This window comes from Massilia terrae, assembly GCF_024753145.1.
Lineage (GTDB): Bacteria > Pseudomonadota > Gammaproteobacteria > Burkholderiales > Burkholderiaceae_D > Telluria > Telluria terrae.
The window spans coordinates 338,531-356,021 of record NZ_JANUGU010000001.1; the positions used below are offsets into that span (position 1 = coordinate 338,531).

At 65.5% G+C, this 17,491-nt stretch carries 13 protein-coding genes and 1 pseudogene; 7 read left to right on the forward strand and 7 right to left on the reverse strand.

Annotated elements, in window-relative coordinates; genetic code table 11:
• Positions 1-808: 808 nt before the first annotated feature.
• The 5 genes and pseudogenes from NX778_RS01665 to NX778_RS01685 form a co-directional block, all read right to left on the reverse strand.
• Positions 809-958 (reverse strand): annotated as a pseudogene (locus NX778_RS01665) (isocitrate/isopropylmalate family dehydrogenase); the annotation flags it as partial.
• Positions 959-1,138: 180 nt separating this feature from the next.
• A complete protein-coding gene (locus NX778_RS01670; RefSeq protein WP_258809945.1) occupies positions 1,139-1,435 on the reverse strand; it encodes a DUF5676 family membrane protein in 297 nt (98 codons plus the stop codon).
• A 96-nt stretch (positions 1,436-1,531) separates the two neighbouring features.
• Positions 1,532-1,942 carry a hypothetical protein gene (locus NX778_RS01675; protein ID WP_258809946.1) on the reverse strand — a complete coding sequence of 137 codons (411 nt, stop codon included), beginning with the start codon at positions 1,940-1,942 and terminating at the stop codon, positions 1,532-1,534.
• Between the two features lie 63 nt (positions 1,943-2,005).
• Positions 2,006-2,686: a methyltransferase family protein gene (locus NX778_RS01680; RefSeq protein ID WP_258809947.1), complete on the reverse strand. Its 681-nt coding sequence runs from the start codon at positions 2,684-2,686 to the stop codon at positions 2,006-2,008.
• On the reverse strand, positions 2,676-2,915 hold the full coding sequence (locus tag NX778_RS01685; protein ID WP_370661298.1) for a DUF2933 domain-containing protein: 240 nt from the start codon (positions 2,913-2,915) through the stop codon (positions 2,676-2,678). The genes NX778_RS01680 and NX778_RS01685 overlap by 11 nt, the downstream gene beginning before the upstream one ends.
• A gap of 209 nt (positions 2,916-3,124) precedes the next feature.
• Between NX778_RS01685 and NX778_RS01690 the strand changes: the two genes are divergently transcribed.
• The 4 genes from NX778_RS01690 to NX778_RS01705 all read left to right on the forward strand — a co-directional run bounded on the left by NX778_RS01690 (position 3,125) and on the right by NX778_RS01705 (position 8,952).
• Positions 3,125-5,347 (forward strand): copper-transporting P-type ATPase, encoded by a 2,223-nt coding sequence (locus NX778_RS01690; RefSeq protein ID WP_258809948.1) that lies wholly within the window; start codon positions 3,125-3,127, stop codon positions 5,345-5,347.
• 174 nt (positions 5,348-5,521) lie between these two features.
• Positions 5,522-6,829 (forward strand): DUF3422 family protein, encoded by a 1,308-nt coding sequence (locus NX778_RS01695; protein WP_258809949.1) that lies wholly within the window; start codon positions 5,522-5,524, stop codon positions 6,827-6,829.
• Between the two features lie 151 nt (positions 6,830-6,980).
• Complete coding sequence (locus tag NX778_RS01700; protein WP_258809950.1) at positions 6,981-8,342, forward strand: MBL fold metallo-hydrolase RNA specificity domain-containing protein; 1,362 nt, start codon at positions 6,981-6,983, stop codon at positions 8,340-8,342.
• 61 nt (positions 8,343-8,403) lie between these two features.
• Positions 8,404-8,952 carry a cytochrome b gene (locus NX778_RS01705; protein ID WP_258809951.1) on the forward strand — a complete coding sequence of 183 codons (549 nt, stop codon included), beginning with the start codon at positions 8,404-8,406 and terminating at the stop codon, positions 8,950-8,952.
• A gap of 17 nt (positions 8,953-8,969) precedes the next feature.
• Here NX778_RS01705 and NX778_RS01710 read toward each other — a convergent pair whose 3' ends face one another.
• Positions 8,970-9,806 carry a universal stress protein gene (locus NX778_RS01710; protein ID WP_258809952.1) on the reverse strand — a complete coding sequence of 279 codons (837 nt, stop codon included), beginning with the start codon at positions 9,804-9,806 and terminating at the stop codon, positions 8,970-8,972.
• A gap of 118 nt (positions 9,807-9,924) precedes the next feature.
• A complete protein-coding gene (gene ppsA / locus NX778_RS01715; RefSeq protein ID WP_258809953.1) occupies positions 9,925-12,354 on the reverse strand; it encodes a phosphoenolpyruvate synthase in 2,430 nt (809 codons plus the stop codon).
• Positions 12,355-12,536: 182 nt separating this feature from the next.
• Between ppsA and NX778_RS01720 the strand changes: the two genes are divergently transcribed.
• From NX778_RS01720 to NX778_RS01730, 3 genes are read left to right on the forward strand one after another with little or no spacing between them, the layout of a single operon-like run.
• Positions 12,537-13,610: an HlyD family secretion protein gene (locus NX778_RS01720; protein WP_258809954.1), complete on the forward strand. Its 1,074-nt coding sequence runs from the start codon at positions 12,537-12,539 to the stop codon at positions 13,608-13,610.
• Entirely contained in the window at positions 13,607-16,300 is a 2,694-nt protein-coding gene (rbbA, locus tag NX778_RS01725) for a ribosome-associated ATPase/putative transporter RbbA (RefSeq protein WP_258809955.1), read from the forward strand. The genes NX778_RS01720 and rbbA overlap by 4 nt, the downstream gene beginning before the upstream one ends.
• Before the next feature lies 1 nt (position 16,301).
• On the forward strand, positions 16,302-17,429 hold the full coding sequence (locus tag NX778_RS01730) for an ABC transporter permease (RefSeq protein WP_258809956.1): 1,128 nt from the start codon (positions 16,302-16,304) through the stop codon (positions 17,427-17,429).
• Positions 17,430-17,491 lie beyond the last annotated feature (62 nt).

Sequence of the window (17,491 nt, forward strand, 5' to 3'; positions counted from 1 at the left end):
CCCATCGGGACGCGCGCAACCTGAGTGCTTTTGGACTGTCAGCGCGTCCTCGTTGGTGGAACTAGTAAGTAGCATACATCGAGTTTGGGGCGGCCAACTGCGAATACCCGGAAGTTGTTTTTGCTGGCGGCGCCCCCTAGGCGCTTTAGCCCGAAGCGAGGTGCCTGGCTTCAGTGTTGATTGATTTCGTGTCAGGTGCGTAATTGCGGCATACAGAGAAACGATGGCGTCAACGTCTGCCGATTTGGGCGAAATATATTGATCTAAATTCAAATCAGAATCGGGGAAAACTTTCCGGCATCGCGGACACTTTCTCCGAGTCATGCAGTGGATGCATTCGGTCGCAAAGTGGTCCACGGCGATGCCATCAGCGCGGCGCTGGCTCGGCGCGTGATAAGCGGGCGTTTGGACGTGCGGATGATCCTCGATTCGAACGGCACATCCTCATCACCAGAAATCCTTTAGCAGGCATGGCGGCAGGCTAGCCCTTGGTTGGAGCAGATCGCACCTGCGGGGTGCCGGCAGCAAGGTTTTTGAAGTTACTGATACTTTTGATTCCAGACGGCCTTCCTTTCGGCTTGGCGTGCGCGAAGGTGGAAGCGGCCGCGGCAGCTGCGAAGGCAAAGGCGGTCGCCGCCAGAACGTGCTTGATGGATATGCGGACTCCTGATGTGGTTGTTGTGGTTAAGCGAAATGGATCGAAAAGTGGGGTTCAGCTGGCGGACAACGTATGCCTCAAGGAAACCGACACAGGCCCGCGGCCTGCCGCTGCGCTCCAGCCGCTGGGGATGGATCGCCCACACATTCGCCTCCCGGGTCTCGCCCCCAGCCCAAGGAAGTCCAGCATCAGGGCGGCGGACCCGATCATCGCGATCGGATGAGCGGTGTTCTTGTCGTAGATGTCGGGCGCCGAGCCATGGACCGGTTCGAACAGCGAGAGAAAGCGGCGCTCCGGGCTCCGGGTGAAGATCGCCTTCTGGAGCACGAGTTCGCGTTCGGGGCCTTCCAACCTCGGGTCGCCGACCGACGAATATTAGCGGTCAGCCGATACCGTCGGACTGCATGGCAGACCGGCCAGGCGCCGGCGGGCGCCCGTTACATGCGGCCTGTCGGCGTTAACTGCTGCGGCCCTTGCGAGCTACGCGTGATGTACCAGACGGTGGAAATGCACGTGGGCGAGCGCGTCATGTACAAGCGTATAGCATGCGCCGATTGCGAAAGACCATAGCATCATCACGGCCAAGGCATAAACAAACTGGCGCCATGGGTGGAGTTCGGATGCCTGCAGGAGGCGGAAGTTCATTCCATGGAACAGGGCGTTCATGAACCCGAGGAATTGCGCAGGCCACAGCACCTCGACGAGAGTACAGAGCGAATAGAATACAGCCACGGTCACTGACAGTGCGACGCCATTTTGTAACGGTTTCATTTTCATTCACCTCTTTAAAGAGACGGCGCGAACGAAGGCAGTTGGCGTTCCTTTGCTGCTTGATCTAACGCGCCAGGAGCGCGCATCTGGTTCATCGTGCCGCTACTGACACTGCTTGCGCATCATCTCCATATGCTGTTGGCGCATTTCGGGTGACATACCTTGCATGTTCCGCTCCATCATCGCTTGCCTGTCCTGTTCGGTCGGCGCATTTTGCATGGCGCGATACATTGCGCACATCGATTCCTTGTTCATATGCTGAGGCTCCCCCTTGGCGCTGGGTCCGCAGGGCATCATCCCACAACCAGCATTGCCCCCCATCATACTTCCGCCTTCCATTTGGTCTGCCGGCATCGATGTGCCTGGGCTTGGACCATTTGTCCTGTCGGCAGTCTGTGCTGGGTGATGTTGCTCATGATCTTGGTCGCCTCGAGGATTGGCACAAGCAGCGAGGCCGAAAATCATCAGCAGGCTAGCCAGGCTGACGATCGAGCGAGTTGAAATTGTCCGCATTTCCTAGTTCCTTTTGGTTGAGGTTGGGGCCCGCAGGAAGTTGGCGCCGCCGGGCCGGCGATGTTATCCGTGCCGTTCACGGCCAACTTTGTCGGGCGAACCCGATAAGTGCCTGAAACGCGGGAAGAATGAGGGTACTTCCTTCACGTACCGCCGATAGGTATCGCCAAACGCCGCGATCGACTCGTGTTCCTCCACACGTGCCAAATGCACGTACATTCCGACGAGAATTGGAAAGAGAATCAATGTCACGATCGTGGGCCACTGCAATAGAAAGCCGAACATGATGATCACAAATCCTACGTATTGAGGATGGCGTACCTTGGCGTAAGGACCGGCGGTCGCGAGGGTATGCGCGCGCTGGGCCTTATAGAGCCCGTCCCATGCCGAAGCCAACAACATAAACCCGAGAACGATCAACAGGTCGCTTGCAATATGAAGGGCACCGAAGTGTGGATTGACCTGAATCCCCGTCACCGTTTCGAAAAGGTGTCCAGCATCGTGCGACAGAAAATCCACTCCGGGAAAATGCCGGGTCAGCCAAGGAAGCAGGAGATAGATCGTCAGGGGGAAGCCATACATTTCAGTGAACAGCGCGACGAGAAAGGCCGAGAAAGCGCTAAACGAACGCCAATCCCTGCGAGTTTGTGGACGGGCAAAGCTGAAGGCGAAGATGATGAATACCAAGGAATTGACGACGACCAAGCCCCACAAGCCATATGCCGGTGCATTGTCAGGAGTCATGGGCAGCTCCCACTGAAGTATCTTGTACGGTGCCCGACGGGTGTTGGCGATGTCGTCCGTGGTGGTGAAACAAATGCATCAACGGACATGCCAACACCAATAGATAGGGCAAAATGCCAAACACGTGCGCACTGTGTCCTGTAATCAGGAAAAAGAGGGCAATCGCCACAAAACCTGCCAGAACCCATCTTGTCCGGCGGCCCATCTCGCTGTGGTCTTGCTGAAACATGGCAGTTCCGTGTGTGGCACCGCGCTACAACGTAAGTACATTTTTATTTCGCATTTCGAGGAAGTCAAGCAAGGTGAATGCGGAAGCGGAACGTTAGCCGGGCAAAGTGCAATGTGCTGCTCCCGGTGGGGCTGCTTCGCGGCATGTCTGGGAGAGTTGATCAACATCAAGGAATTAACTGATGAGCGTCAAAAGCATCAGGCTAAGCGATGAAAAATTTGCCAACGACCGACCACGATCACTACTCTCACCAACACCTGCATGTGGATGCGACGCCGGCATCCGTGGGCGCCGGCGAGCACGGCATCACGGAGCAGGCGGCCGGAACCATCTATACCTGCCCCATGCACCCCCAGATCCGGCAGCCGGCGCCCGGAAACTGTCCGATCTGCGGCATGACCCTGGAACCGGTGCTGCCCTCGCTGGAGGAGGGGCCCAATCCTGAACTGGTGGACTTCCAGCGCCGCTTCTGGTGGACCCTGCCGCTGACGATCATCGTGACTGTGCTGGCGATGGCGGCCGATCGTTTGTTGGTTGGCGGATTCGAAGGACAAAGTTACGCCGAGTTCTTGCTCGGCACGCCGGTAGTGCTGTGGGCCGGCTGGCCGTTCCTGCGGCGCGCGGCCGAGTCGCTGGTCAAGCGCAGTCCCAATATGTGGACCTTGATCGGGACCGGCGTCAGTTCCGCCTACGGCTACAGCGTGGCGGCGACCTTTGCTCCGCATCTCTTCCCGGAATCTTTCATGATGCATGGGCGGGTCGCCGTGTACTTCGAGGCGGCGGCGGTCATCATTTCGCTCACGCTGCTTGGGCAGATCCTCGAGCTCAGGGCCCGCTCCGAGACCTCGGCCGCAATCAAGGCGCTGCTCGGGCTCGCGCCCAAGACCGCGCGCCGCATCCGCGCCGACGGCAGCGAGGAAGACGTGCTGCTGGCGCATGTGCAGATCGGCGACACCCTGCGCATCCGGCCGGGTGAGAAGGTGCCGGTCGACGGCGTCGTTCTGGATGGTGAGAGCTCGCTGAACGAATCGATGCTAACCGGCGAGCCCGTTCCCGTGACCAAGCGGCCCGGCGACAAGGTGATCGGCGCGACCATCAACGCCAGCGGCAGCCTCATCATTCAGGCCGAGAAGGTCGGCGGGCAGACGGTGCTGTCGCAGATCGTGCAAATGGTGGCGCAGGCGCAGCGCTCGCGCGCGCCGATGCAGCGCCTGGCCGACCTGGTGGCCGGCTATTTCGTGGTCGTTGTGGTCGGGCTGGCCGTGCTGACCCTGCTTGGGTGGGGCCTGTTCGGTCCGCAGCCGAGCTGGGTGTACGGATTGGTGAATGCGGTGTCCGTGCTGATCATTGCCTGCCCGTGCGCGCTTGGCCTGGCTACGCCGATGTCGATCATGGCGGCGACGGGCCAGGCAGCGACCAGAGGCGTGCTGTTCCGCGACGCGGCCGCCATCGAAGCGCTGCGTGAGGTTGACACACTGATCGTCGACAAGACCGGCACCCTGACCGAAGGAAAGCCGGCGTTTTCGGCGGTGGTCGGCGCGGCTGGCTGGAACGAGGACCAGGTGCTGGCGCTGGCGGCAAGCCTCGACCAGGGCAGTGAACATCCGCTCGCCCATGCAATCGTCGCTGAAGCTCGGCGCCGCGCGCTTCAATTGCTTAGGCCAGAAAACTTCGAGTCGTCCAGCGGTATCGGCGTGCGCGGCACGGTTGCCGGCGTCAAGGTCGTACTCGGCAACACGGTGCTGATGGACAGCACCGGTGTCGACTGGCAGCCCTTGCGCGATGAGGCCGAGCGCTTGCGGCACGACGGCGCCAGCGTGATGTACCTGGCGCGCGATGGCCGGCTCGCCGGCCTGCTGGCTGTGGCCGACCCCGTAAAAGTGACCACCGCCGAGGCGCTGGCCGACCTGCGCGCCACCGGCTTGTCGGTCGTGATGGCAACCGGCGATGGCGTCACGACCGCGCGCTCCGTCGGCGCGCGGCTCGGCATCGACGAGGTCTACGGCGAGGTCAGGCCGCAAGACAAGCTGGCGCTGGTCGAGCGCTACCAGCAGCAGGGCAGGTTGGTGGCGATGGCTGGCGACGGGATCAACGACGCGCCGGCGCTGGCCAAGGCCAACGTCGGCATCGCGATGGGTACCGGGACGGATGTGGCGATCAACAGCGCACACGTCACCCTGGTCAAGGGCGATTTGCGGGCGATTGGCACGGCGCGCGCGATTTCGGTCGCTACGGTACGCAATATGCACCAGAATCTCGGCTTCGCCTTTGTCTACAACGCGCTGGGGATGCCGGTCGCGGCGGGGCTGCTGTACCCGCTAACGGGCCAGTTGCTTTCTCCGATGATCGCGGCGCTCGCCATGAGCCTGAGCTCGGTGTCGGTGGTACTGAACGCGCTCCGGCTGCGTGGTTCCGGCGCGCCGCGGCCTTGACGCTGCGGCGGCTTGCCACCCCGTGACGACCTTGTGATGGCGGCCACGCCAGTCTCTTTCCTCAACAGGCTGTAGAATCGAGCTTATCGTTAAGCAAACTGCCACGCGTGCTTCGCCGGATTGCTGTCCGGGCACGTCATGGCCGTGGGATCTATTGGGAGGGGAACGCGCGTGATGATCGATCGTTTCAGTTTGAGCCATGCGCAACGCGTGCCGCTGGCCGCGGAAATCCATTCGCGTCCGTTTCTTCGTCTGCTGGGACCGGAGGCCATCACCCACCTGGCGGTGTGCCGCAGCGGCGACACCGGGCCTCCAAACGGAAACAACTCCGAGCAGCACGCGCTGCTGGCGGAACTCTGCACGCACTTCGGCGTCGCGCCGCCAAGCGCCGGCGCCAGCCACTTCTACCATGACTTCGGGCGTTTCCGCCTCAAATGGGAATGCCACACCGAGTTCGCGACCTATACGCTTGCCGAGCGCGTCGACGACGGCCTGGCCGTCGAGCAGCTGTTCGCGAAGCTGCCGCTGGCGCATTTGCCCGAGGCCTGGCTGCTAGCGCTGGCCGGGCGCGTGATCGCGGCCGTGCACGTGTCGCTCCAGGGAGGAGCAGCCGATGCCTTCGCACTCGGCGGCGCCTTTGGCGGCAACCTGCTGGTGGGCGCCCGCGTGATGCAGGGCGGCGAGCTGTGGACCGATTTCGCGATCCAGGCCGATGGCTTCAGCCGCTTCGTCCTGCGCGACGTGGACATGCGCGCGCAGCAGGCCGGACGCCTCGTGCAGCGCACCCTGGAGATCGAAACCTACCGGATGATGGCGCTGCTGGGCCTGCCCGCCGCGCGCCAGGTGGCGTCCGAGCTGGACGACATCGAGGCCAAGCTGGCCGCGCTGGCGACGGCCATGGTGGCCACCAGCGAAACGCCCGGTGGCGAACAGGACCTGCTCGAACAGATCACGCGCCTGGCGGTGCGGCTCGAGAAGCTCACGCTGGATAACGGTTATCGCTTTTCGGCCTCGAAGGCCTACTATCGCCTGGTGAACGCACGCATCGACGAACTGCGCGAATCGCGAATCGAGGGCGTGCCCACGGTCGAGGAGTTCATGGAGCGCCGCCTGGCCCCGGCGATGAGCACCTGCGAGGCGATCGCCGAACGCCAGGAGGCGCTGGTCCGCCGCATCGCCAACACCAATGACCTGCTGCGTACGCGCGTGGGCATCGTGCAGGAAATGCAGAACCGGCAAATCCTGCAGTCGATGGACCGGCGCGCCGCCCAGCAACTGCGGCTCCAGCAAGCGGTCGAGGGCCTGTCGGTGGCGGCCATCTCATATTACGTGGTGGGCCTGCTCGGTTATTCCGGCAAGGCCGCCAAGGGGCTGGGCTTGCCGATCAATCCGGAGGTGGCGACCGGCCTGCTGGTGCCGGTGGTCGCGTGCGTGGTGTGGCTGGGCCTGCGCCGCATGCACAAGCGCTTCAGCCACGGTTGATGGAGCGAGCATTGGTCAGCATGATGTAGATCAAAAAACGCTTCAATTTTTCTTGCTCTTGGCGGTCTCCGGTGCGCCATGGCCTTGCTGATGGCCTATGCTGTTTGTGTTCCGTCGCGTAATCTTGGACGAGGCGGGCCAGGAGCAAATCATGCAAATTCAATTTTTGGGCGCAACCGGTACCGTCACCGGTTCCAAGTACCTGCTGACATGCGATGGGCAGCGCATCCTGGTGGACTGTGGCTTGTTCCAGGGCTACAAACAGTTGCGCTTGCGCAATTGGAACGCGCTGCCGGTGGCGCCGGACGACATCGACGCCGTGGTCCTGACCCACGCGCACCTGGATCATAGCGGCTACCTTCCGGTGCTGGTCAGGGACGGTTTTCGCGGCAAGATATTGTGCAGCGAAGCGACCTATGAACTCTGCAAGATATTGCTGCCCGACAGCGGCCGCTTGCTGGAAGAGGAAGCGACCCACGCCAACCGGAAGGGCTACTCGAAACACGCGCCCGCGCTGCCGCTCTACACGGAGGCCGATGCGGTGCGGGCGCTGTCCCGTTTTGCGCCTGTGCCTTTCGACAAGCCATTTGCTGTTTGCGGAAAACTGACGGGCCGCCTGGCCCTCGCTGGCCACATCCTGGGCGCGGCCATGGTCACCATCAGCAGCGGCGCCAGGACCGTGACCTTCTCCGGCGACCTGGGGCGCGAGCATGATTCGATCATGGTGGCGCCGGACCACATCGCCGCCAGCGATTATCTGGTCGTCGAATCCACCTATGGCGACCGGCTGCACGACCCGGTCGATCCGGCGCTTCAGCTGGGGGAGACCATCCGCAAGACCGCGGCGCGTGGTGGGGTGACCGTGATACCGGCGTTTGCGGTCGGACGTGCACAATCGATTCTGTATGCCATCCATCAGCTCAAGGAGCAGGGCCAGATCCCGGCGGCGCTGCCGGTCTACCTGAACAGCCCGATGGCGACGGATGCCACCGCGCTCTATCAGAAATACCACGCGCTGCACCGCCTGAGCCGCCATGAATGCGAAGCCATGTGCCGCACCGCGCACATCGTCAACAGCGTGGAGGAATCGATCGCGTTGAACCAGCGCCGGGTTCCGATGGTGATCATCGCCGCCAGCGGCATGGCGACCGGGGGCAGGGTGCTGCACCACCTGAAGGCCTTCGCCGGCGATCCTCGCAATTCGATCGAGTTCGTCGGCTTCCAGGCCGGCGGCACGCGGGGAGCGGCCATGGTGGCCGGCGCGACGGCAATCAAGATCTTTGGCGAGTATGTACCGGTGCGCGCCCACGTCGGCCACATCGACAATCTGTCGGCCCATGCCGACGCCGATGAGATCATGCGCTGGCTCGGCCATTTCCTGCGGCCGCCGGCATGTACCTTCGTCACGCACGGCGAGCCTGCCGCGGCCGATGCGCTGCGCCACCGCATCGAAGAGGAGCTGCACTGGAATTGCCGGGTGCCGGAATACCTCGAATCGCAGGAGCTGGCATGATCGCCCTGGACGCCAACAGAACTGTCCCGCTGTCTGAAAATCGCTAACCAAGGAAACCACCATGGCATCCAGCCCAACCATCCGATATGGCGCCCTGGCCCAGACGTTTCACTGGCTCACCGCGGTCCTGGTCGTCACCGCCTTCATCCTTGGCCCTGAGGGATCCGAGGACGAGGTCTTTCGCGGCGCCGACCTCGGCCGGCAAGCGCACGAAACGCTGGGGCTGGCTGTCTTCGTCCTGACGGCTGCGCGCCTGCTCTGGCGCCTGGCCGACCGGCGGCCGGATCCGCCGGATGTCGCGCGCTGGATGGACATCGCGTCCAAGGCCGTGCAAGGCGCGCTGTACCTGCTGTTGTGCGCGGTGCCGCTGAGCGCGGTGATCGGCACCTGGCTTGAGGGCCACCCGGTGACGCTGCTGGCGGGCATCGAGGTGGCGCCGATGATCGCCGCGTCCCATTCCCTGGGAGAGCGCGTATCGGAGCTGCACGGATTGCTGGGGGATACGCTGATCTGGATCGCCGGCCTGCACGCGGCCGCCGCGTTGTTCCATCACTACTTCCTGAAGGACACGGTCCTCGTCACCATGCTGCCGCGCTGGCTGAAGAAATAGCCTGGCCGCCAGCGAGCCTAATGCGCGAGCAGCGCCGGCACAGTCATGCGTTGCAACACGGCGCGGCTTGCCCCACCCAGCAGCACTTCGCGGAAGCGCGCATGGCCGTAGCACCCCATCACCAGCAGGTCGGCGCCTTGTTCGCTGGCCAGCGACAGCAGGGACTCGCCCGCATCATCGCCATATTCCTGCCGCAGGTCGACCGTCACGCCATGCCGTGACAGGAACAGCGCAATCTCATTGCCGCTCCCGGCCGGGCCCGGATAGCCGTTGAGCCGTTCGACGAGCGCGACCGTGACTTCCTTTGCCTGGACGAGGAAGGGAAGCGCCATGCGCACGGCGCGCGCCGACTCGGGACTGGCGTTCCAGCCGATCAGGATGCGCTCGAACGAAGGCGCGTGCGCGCCGGCATACGGCAGCACCATCACCGGACAAGGGCTGTTCATCGCGACATATTCCGGCACCGACGGCCCCTCCGGCTGATCGCGCCCCTGCGGATCGGCCTGTCCGACGATGACAAGGTCGGCATACATGGCCTGGGTCGCCAGGGCGTTGGCCGGATCCTCGTCGCCGATCCGGTGCTCGAAGGACGTGATGCCGGCCTGCTGCGCGAGCGCGTCGAACTGGCGCGAACTGGCTTCGCATTTCTCGCGCAGCTCCTCGAACAGGGGCGACAGCGCCGACAGGTCGACGAGCGCCGGCATGGCGGCGCGGTAAACAAGCCGTGCTATCCCGGTCTGCACAATGCCGACCAGGTGCGCTTCCTGCTGCGCCGCGAGCTGGGCGGCAAAGGCAATGCGGTCCGGCGCGCTGTCGGACGCGTCGACGTGCACCATGATCGTCTTGTAGTTCATGATTGGGCTCCCCGAGCTGCTCGTCCATGGCGGCGCGCGAACGCGGCCGCCAGCTTCAATGTAGGTCGCGGCGCGCCGCACCGCAACGTCTGGTTGCGCGGGCCACGCTCGCCTTCCGTCACCCGGCTTCACGCGGGCCGATGCCGAGGCCGCGCTCGACCTCGACCAGGTTGCGCACGGTTTTTACCACCGAATCCGGATTCAGGCTGATCGAATCGATGCCCTGTTCCACCAGGTAGCGGGCCACTTCCGGATAGTCCGATGGCGCCTGGCCGCAAATGCCGATGTGGCGGCCATTGCGGTGGGCCCCGGCGATGGCCTGGCGCAACATCTCGAGCACGCCGGGGTCGCGTTCGTCGAAGTCGAAGGCCACGATGTCGGAGTCGCGGTCGACCCCGAGCACCAGCTGGGTGAGGTCGTTCGAACCGATCGAGAAGCCGTCGAACAGGGCGGCGAAGGCGTCCACCTGGATCACATTGTTGGGAATCTCGCACATGACATACACTTCGAGCCCGTTTTTGCCGCGCTCCAGGCCATGCCGGGCCATCGCCGCAAGCACATCCTGGGCTTCCTTGACGCGGCGGCAAAACGGGATCATCAGCAGCAGGTTCGACAGGCCCATGTCCTCGCGCACGCGCCGCATTGCCCTGCACTCGAGTTCGAAGCCGGCCGCGTAGGCCGGATGCGCGTAGCGCGCCGCGCCCCGGAAACCCAGCATGGGATTGGCTTCGCTTGGTTCGAAGAACGATCCACCCAGCAAGCTGGCATATTCGTTGGTCTTGAAATCGGACATGCGCACGATCACCGGCTTCGGATAGAAGGCGGCGGCGATCGTTGCCACCCCCTCCGCCAGCTCGCGCACGAAGTATTCGGCCGGGGACGGGGCGTTGCGGGTCAGCTGCTCGATCTGCTCGCGTACCGCGGGGTCGGCGACGCGGGCCGGATCGACCAGCGCCATCGGGTGGATGCGGATGTGTTCGGCGACGATGAATTCCATGCGCGCCAGTCCCACCCCGTCGTTCGGCAGGAAGCGGGTCTGGAAGGCGGTGTCCGGATTGCCGATGTTGATCATGACCTTGGTACGCGGCATGGCCAGCCCGGCCAGGTCGATGCTGGTCCGGTGAAACGGAATGGCGCCGGCATAGACATGGCCGAGGTCGCCTTCGGCGCAGGACACGGTCACCATGTCGCCGGTCCGGATCGCCGCCGTCGCGCTGCCGCAGCCGACCAGCGCCGGCACGCCGATTTCGCGCGCCACGATCGCCGCGTGGCAGGTGCGGCCGCCGCGATCGGTGACCACGCCGGCGGCGCTTTTCATCACTGTGCCCCAGTCCGGCATGGTGGCTTCCGCGACCAGGATTTCGCCAGCCTGGAACTCAGCCAGTTGGGCGGCCGCAGTGATGACGCGGGCCCTGCCGGAAGCAATCGTGCTGCCGACCGCGCGGCCGGACACCAGGGCCCGGCCCTGTTCATCCAGCCGGTATTCGTCCAGCCGGGTGGCGCACTTGCGCGCCGCCACCGTTTCCGGCCTGGCCTGGACGATGTAGAGCTTGCCGTCGAGGCCATCCCGCGCCCACTCGATGTCCATCGGCACCTCGTGCCCGGCCTTGGCGCTGTAATGCTCCTCGATGAGCAGCGCGGCGTCGGCCAGTTCGAGCACCCCGGCGTCGTCGAGGCAATAGCGGGCGCGCGCATCGGACGGCGTGGCGATGTTGCGGGTGGTGGTGCGGCCGCCGCCCGTGGCATACACCATCTGTATTTCCTTGCCGCCGAGGCTGCGGCGCAGCACCGCGCGCTTGCCCGCGCGCAGCGTCGGCTTGAAGACATAGAACTCGTCGGGGTCGACGGTTCCCTGCACCACGTTTTCGCCGAGACCATAGGCGCCGGTCACGAACACGACGTCGCGGAAGCCGGTTTCCGTATCGAGGCTGAACATGACGCCGGAACAGGCCAGGTCCGAGCGCACCATCTTCATGACGCCGACCGACAGATAGACACGGTAATGGTCGAACCGGTGCTCGATTCGGTAGACGATCGCCCGGTCCATGAACAGGCTCGCGAAGCAGTGGCGCACGCTGTCGAGCAGCCGGGCCTCGCCGGCCACGTTGAGATAGGTTTCGTGCTGGCCGGCGAAACTTGCGCCCGGCAAGTCTTCCGCGGTGGCCGAGCTGCGCACCGCGACGGTCAGCCCATCGCCATATTCCTGGCGCAGGGTGCGCCATGCGCGCAGGATGGCGTCCTCGAGTTCGGCAGGCAAGGGGGCGCCGTAGACGATGGCGCGCGCCGCCGCCGCGCGGCGGGCGAGGTCGGCCACGTCGGCCGGGTCCAGGCCGTCGAGCGCGGCGTGCAGGGGCTTCCACGCGCCGGCGCGGTCCAGCGTGGCCTTGTAGGCGGCGGCGGTGATCGCAAAGCCGTTCGGCACCCGCACGCCGCGGCCGCCGAGCTCGCGATACATCTCGCCCAGCGAGGCGTTCTTGCCGCCCACCAAAGGAATTTGTCCGATGCCCAGATCGGAGAACCAGCGGATGAAGTTGTCGTGGTCGCCCATGGCAGCCTCCCTGTCAGGGTGCTTCAAACCATGTTAGCAGATGGCGGCGCCGGCGACGAGGCGGTTTGACGCCGGCCGAAGCGAACACGGCGTGTGACGCGCAAACGACGCAATCGACGAGCTCTCGGGATTACTATAGCGAGGGGTTGCCTGTTTTGGTCACTGACACCGTAAGGAGTGCCATGAACCCGTTCTGGCTGCGCCGCCTCGGCCTTGCCTTGCTGCTTGTGCTGATCGTCCTGGGCGGCTTGCACTTGTGGCGCCGCACCGCGGCGACCGCGCCGCCTGCCGGCTTCGTGAGCGGCAACGGGCGCATCGAGGCCATCGAGATCGATATTGCCACCAAAGAAGCAGGGCGGATCGCCGAGATCCTGGTCGATGAGGGCGACCTGGTTTCCGCCGGCCAGGTCGTGGCGCGGATGGATTTGCGTTCCTTGCAGGCCCAGCGCAACGAAGCGGCGGCCCGCGCGCAGCAGGCGCGCGACGGGGTCGCGGGCGTGCAGGCCCAGCTGGCGATGCGCCGCAGCGAGGAGCTGGCCGCGGCCGCGCTCGTGGCGCAGCGCCAGAGCGAACAGGAAGCGGCCGAGCGCCGCCTCGCGCGTTCGATCCCGCTGGCGACGGCAGGCGCCACCACGGCCCAGGAACTGGACGACGACCGTGCCCGCGTGCGCGGCGCGCTGGCCGCAGTCAAGGCGGCCCAGGCCCAGCAGGCGGCGGCCCGGGCGGCGGCGGAAGCGGCGCAGGCCGAGGTGGTCGGCGCGGGTTCGGCGGTGGCCGCGGCCGTTGCCACCATCGCCCGCCTGGACGCCCAACTGCAGGACGGGATCCTGGTCGCGCCACGCGGCGGGCGCATCCAGTACCGGCTGGTCCAGCCGGGCGAGGTGGTGCCGGCCGGCGGCAAGGTGCTGAACCTGATCGACCTCACCGACGTGTACATGAGCATTTTCGTCCCGGAGACCGCGGCCGGGCGCATTGCCCTCGGCGCCCAGGTGCGTATCCGGCTCGACAGCGCGCCCGATTTCATCGTCCCGGCCAAGGTGAGCTATGTGGCCAGCGTGGCCCAGTTCACCCCGAAATCGGTGGAAACCGCCAGCGAGCGCGAGAAGCTGATGTTCCGCGTGAAAGCCAAGGTCGACCGCGACGTGCTTGAGCGCTACCCCAGCCATGTGAAGGCCGGGGTGCCGGGTGTCGCCTGGGTGCGGTTGGATTCCAGGCAACCGTGGCCGCCGGCGCTGGCGCTGCGGAGCGCGCCGTGAACGGGAGCCCGGTGACAGTGCGCTGCCGCGACCTGGGCCTGCGCTACCAGCGGGTCCAGGCGCTGGCCGGCATCAACCTGGAAGTGAGGGCCGGCAGCATCACCGGTGTGATCGGGCCGGACGGGGTCGGCAAATCGAGCCTGCTCGCCGTCATGGCCGGCGCGCGCCGCGTGCAGCAGGGCAGCGTCGAGGTGCTCGGCGGCGACATGCGGCAAGCCCGCTTTCGCGCGCGGATCTGTCCCCGCATCGCCTACCTGCCGCAAGGCTTGGGCCGCAACCTGTATCCCAGCCTGTCGATCGACGAAAACCTGGAATTCTTCGCCCGCCTGTTCGGGGTGGCGCCGGCGGCGCGGCGCGCCCGGATCGACCTCCTGGCGCGCAGCACCGGCTTGCATCCTTTCCTCGATCGGGCTGCCGGCCAATTGTCTGGCGGCATGCGGCAGAAACTCGGCCTGTGCTGTGCCTTGATTCACGATCCTGACCTGTTGATCCTGGACGAGCCGACCACCGGCGTGGACCCGCTGGCGCGTGCGCAGTTCTGGGAGCTGGTCGCGGCCATCCGGCACTTCCGGCCAGCCCTGACCATCGTCGTCGCGACCGCCTACATGGAGGAGGCCAGCGGCTTCGACCGCCTGGTGGCGCTGGCCGCCGGCCGCGTGCTGGCCGATGGGACCGCGGAACAGCTGCTGGCGCGTACCGGCACGCGCAGCCTGGAGCAGGCCTTTACGGTCCTCCTGGGGGGCGCCGCGCCTGCTGCCGCGGCCACCGCCGCGGCGTCGTCCGCGCCATCGAACGCCGGCCCGCCCGCGGTCGAGGCGCACGCGCTGCGCCGCTGCTTCGGCACCTTTGTGGCGGTCGACGATGTGAGCTTCAGTATCGCGCGCGGCGAGATCTTCGGCTTCATTGGCTCGAACGGCTGCGGCAAGTCGACCACGATGAAGATGCTCACCGGTCTGCTGGCGCCCAGCAGCGGCGAAGTGCGCCTGTTCGGCAAGCCCCTGCGGCCTGGCGACCAGGCGACCCGGCGCCGCGTCGGCTATATGTCGCAGGGCTTTTCGCTCTACCAGGAGCTGACGGTGCGCCAGAACCTGTTGCTGCATGCGCGGCTGTTCGACATGCCGGATGCGCGCGGCCGCGAGCGCTGCGCGATCCTGGCGCGGCGCTTCGGGCTGGAACCGGTGCTCGATGCCTTGCCGTCCGCGCTGCCGCTGGGGATGCGGCAGCGCCTGTCGCTGGCGGTGGCGATGGTGCATGAGCCGGAATTGCTGATCCTGGACGAGCCGACCTCGGGAGTCGACCCGATCGCGCGCGACCAGTTCTGGGACCAGATGCTCCACTTGTCGCGCGAGGACGGGGTGACCATCTTCATTTCGACCCACTTCATGAACGAAGCCGAGCGCTGCGACCGCGTCGCGCTGATGCATGAAGGCCGGGTACTGGCTACCGGCGCGCCGGAGGCGCTGTGTCGTGAGCGCGCGGCCTCCAGCCTGGAACAGGCGTTCATCTCCTGGCTGGGCGAGGCGCAGGACGGCGCGCGCCAGCCGCCGCGCTTTCCGGCGCCGGCCCCGGCGCAGGCGGGCTGGTTCGGGCGCGCCGCAAGTTGTTGTTGGCGCGAATCGCTGGAACTGCTGCGCGATCCGGTGCGCGCCATCCTGGCCATGTTCGGTTCGCTTTTGCTGATGATCGTGATCAGCTATGGGCTGAACATGGACGTGGAAAACCTGCGTTATGCCGTGCTGGACCGCGACAACACCAGTCTCAGCCGCGATTACGCCCTGAACCTGGCCGGTTCGCGCTATTTCGTGGAACGCGCGCCCCTCGCCAGCTACGAGGAAATCGATCGGCGGATGCGCTCGGGCGAGCTGGCGCTGGCGCTGGAAATCCCGCCCGGCTTCGCGCGTGCGGTCGAGCGCGGACGCCAGGCCCAGGTGGGGGCCTGGGTCGACGGCGCCAACCCGGTCCGGGCCGAAACGGTAGATGGCTATCTGCAGGGCGCGCACCAGCAGTGGGTGGAACACCTGGCCCCCGCGCGAAGCGGTGCGGCGCCGGTCGACATCGAGACCCGGTTCCGCTACAACCCGGACGTACGCAGCTTGCCTGCCATGGTGCCCGCCATCATCGCCATCCTGCTGTTGAACCTGCCGGCGATGCAGGCCGCCCTGGCCGTCGTGCGCGAGAAGGAAATGGGCTCGATCGTCAATTTGTACGTCACCCCACTGCGGCGTAGCGAATTCCTGCTCGGCAAACAAGCGCCGTATGTGCTGCTCTCGATGGTGAATGCCGTCCTGATGACGGTGCTGGCCGTCGTTGCGCTCGGTGTGCCGCTGAAGGGCAGCCTGCCGGCCCTGATGCTGGCCGTGCTGCTGTTCTGCGTGTGTTCCACCGGCATGGGCTTGCTGGCCTCGAGTTTCACCCGCAGCCAGATTGGGGCGCTGTTCTTCACCATGATCGGCACCATGCTTCCGGCGATCCAGTTCGCCGGCCTGATCAACCCGGTCACCGCGCTGCAGGGAGCCGGGCGAATGATCGGCGAAGCCTACCCCGCCTCGCACATGCTGGCCATTGCCCGCGGGGTGTTCAACAAGGCGCTGGGATTTCCAGAGCTAATCCCGGATTTCATGGCCTTGCTGCTGGCGGCGCCGGTCATCGTCCTGCTGGCCATCATGGCGCTGCCAAAACAGGAGCGCTGAGATGCCTGGCTTTTCCTGGCGCAAGGTCTGGTATCTGGGCCTCAAGGAGCTGTGGAGCTTGCTGCGCGATCCGGTCATGCTGGGGCTGATCGTCTACAGCTTTTCGGCCGGCGTGTACACGGCGGCGACAGCACAGCCCGATACGCTCAGCCGCGCCGCGCTCGCCATTGTCGACGAGGACCAGTCGCCGCTGTCGCTGCGGATCCGCGAAGCCTTTTCACCGCCGCAGTTCATGCCGCCCGAGCTGATCTCTCTGGACGAGGCCGACACGCGGCTGGACCGCGGGCGCGCCACTTTCGTGCTGGTGATTCCGGCCGGCTTCCAGCGCCGTGTGCTGGCCGGGCGCGCGGCCGCCTTGCAGCTGAATGTCGACGCGACGCGCATGAGCCAGGCATTCACCGGCAGCGCCTACGTGCGCCAGATCGCCCTCGGCGAGGTCGCCACCTTCATGCAGAAGATCCGGAGCGAGCCGGCGCCCACGGTCGAGCTTTCGCTGCGCGCCCGCTTCAATCCCTCGCTGGCGCCGTCCTGGTTTGGCGGGCTGATGGAGACCGTAAATAGCATGACCATGCTGTCGATCATCCTGGCGGGGGCGGCGCTGATCCGCGAGCGCGAGCACGGGACCATCGAGCACCTGCTGGTGATGCCGGTGGCGCCGGCGGAAATCATGCTGGCCAAGCTATGGTCGATGTCGGCGGTGGTGCTGCTGGCGGCGCTGGCGGCGCTGCTGGTGGTCCTGCGGACCTTGCTTCACGTGGGCATCGAGGGATCGATCCCCTTGTTCATGGGCGGCGCCGCGCTGCACATGTTTGCTACTGCATCGCTGGGCATCCTGATGGCCACTTTTGCCCGCAGCATGCCGCAATTCGGCCTGCTCGTGATTCTGTTGCTCATGCCGCTGGAAATGCTCTCGGGCGCCAATACGCCGCGAGAAAGCATTCCGGTGCCTCTACGCGAACTGATGCTGCTGGCGCCGACCACCCACTTCGTCGAACTCAGCCAGGCTATCCTGTTCAGGGGCGCGGGTATCGACATCGTGTGGCGTCCCTTCCTGGCGCTGCTGGCGATCGGCGCGGCCCTGTTCGGCGTGGCCCTGGCGCGCTTCGGGCGGACCATGCGCCAAGGGTAGCCTCGCTTGCGCTTAGCGAAGCGCCGGGTCCACGGTTCCGCTGCGGCGGGAAGGGCGTAAAG

Excerpts from the sequence above, each read along its gene's own strand:
- NX778_RS01670 (WP_258809945.1), bottom strand. The coding sequence starts at position 1,435 with ATGAAAATGAAACCGTTACAAAATGGCGTCGCACTGTCAGTGACCGTG.
- NX778_RS01675 (WP_258809946.1), bottom strand. The coding sequence starts at position 1,942 with ATGCGGACAATTTCAACTCGCTCGATCGTCAGCCTGGCTAGCCTGCTG.
- NX778_RS01680 (WP_258809947.1), bottom strand. The coding sequence starts at position 2,686 with ATGACTCCTGACAATGCACCGGCATATGGCTTGTGGGGCTTGGTCGTC.
- NX778_RS01685 (WP_370661298.1), bottom strand. The coding sequence starts at position 2,915 with ATGTTTCAGCAAGACCACAGCGAGATGGGCCGCCGGACAAGATGGGTT.
- NX778_RS01690 (WP_258809948.1), top strand. The coding sequence starts at position 3,125 with ATGAAAAATTTGCCAACGACCGACCACGATCACTACTCTCACCAACAC.
- NX778_RS01695 (WP_258809949.1), top strand. The coding sequence starts at position 5,522 with ATGATCGATCGTTTCAGTTTGAGCCATGCGCAACGCGTGCCGCTGGCC.
- NX778_RS01700 (WP_258809950.1), top strand. The coding sequence starts at position 6,981 with ATGCAAATTCAATTTTTGGGCGCAACCGGTACCGTCACCGGTTCCAAG.
- NX778_RS01705 (WP_258809951.1), top strand. The coding sequence starts at position 8,404 with ATGGCATCCAGCCCAACCATCCGATATGGCGCCCTGGCCCAGACGTTT.
- NX778_RS01710 (WP_258809952.1), bottom strand. The coding sequence starts at position 9,806 with ATGAACTACAAGACGATCATGGTGCACGTCGACGCGTCCGACAGCGCG.
- ppsA (WP_258809953.1), bottom strand. The coding sequence starts at position 12,354 with ATGGGCGACCACGACAACTTCATCCGCTGGTTCTCCGATCTGGGCATC.
- NX778_RS01720 (WP_258809954.1), top strand. The coding sequence starts at position 12,537 with ATGAACCCGTTCTGGCTGCGCCGCCTCGGCCTTGCCTTGCTGCTTGTG.
- NX778_RS01730 (WP_258809956.1), top strand. The coding sequence starts at position 16,302 with ATGCCTGGCTTTTCCTGGCGCAAGGTCTGGTATCTGGGCCTCAAGGAG.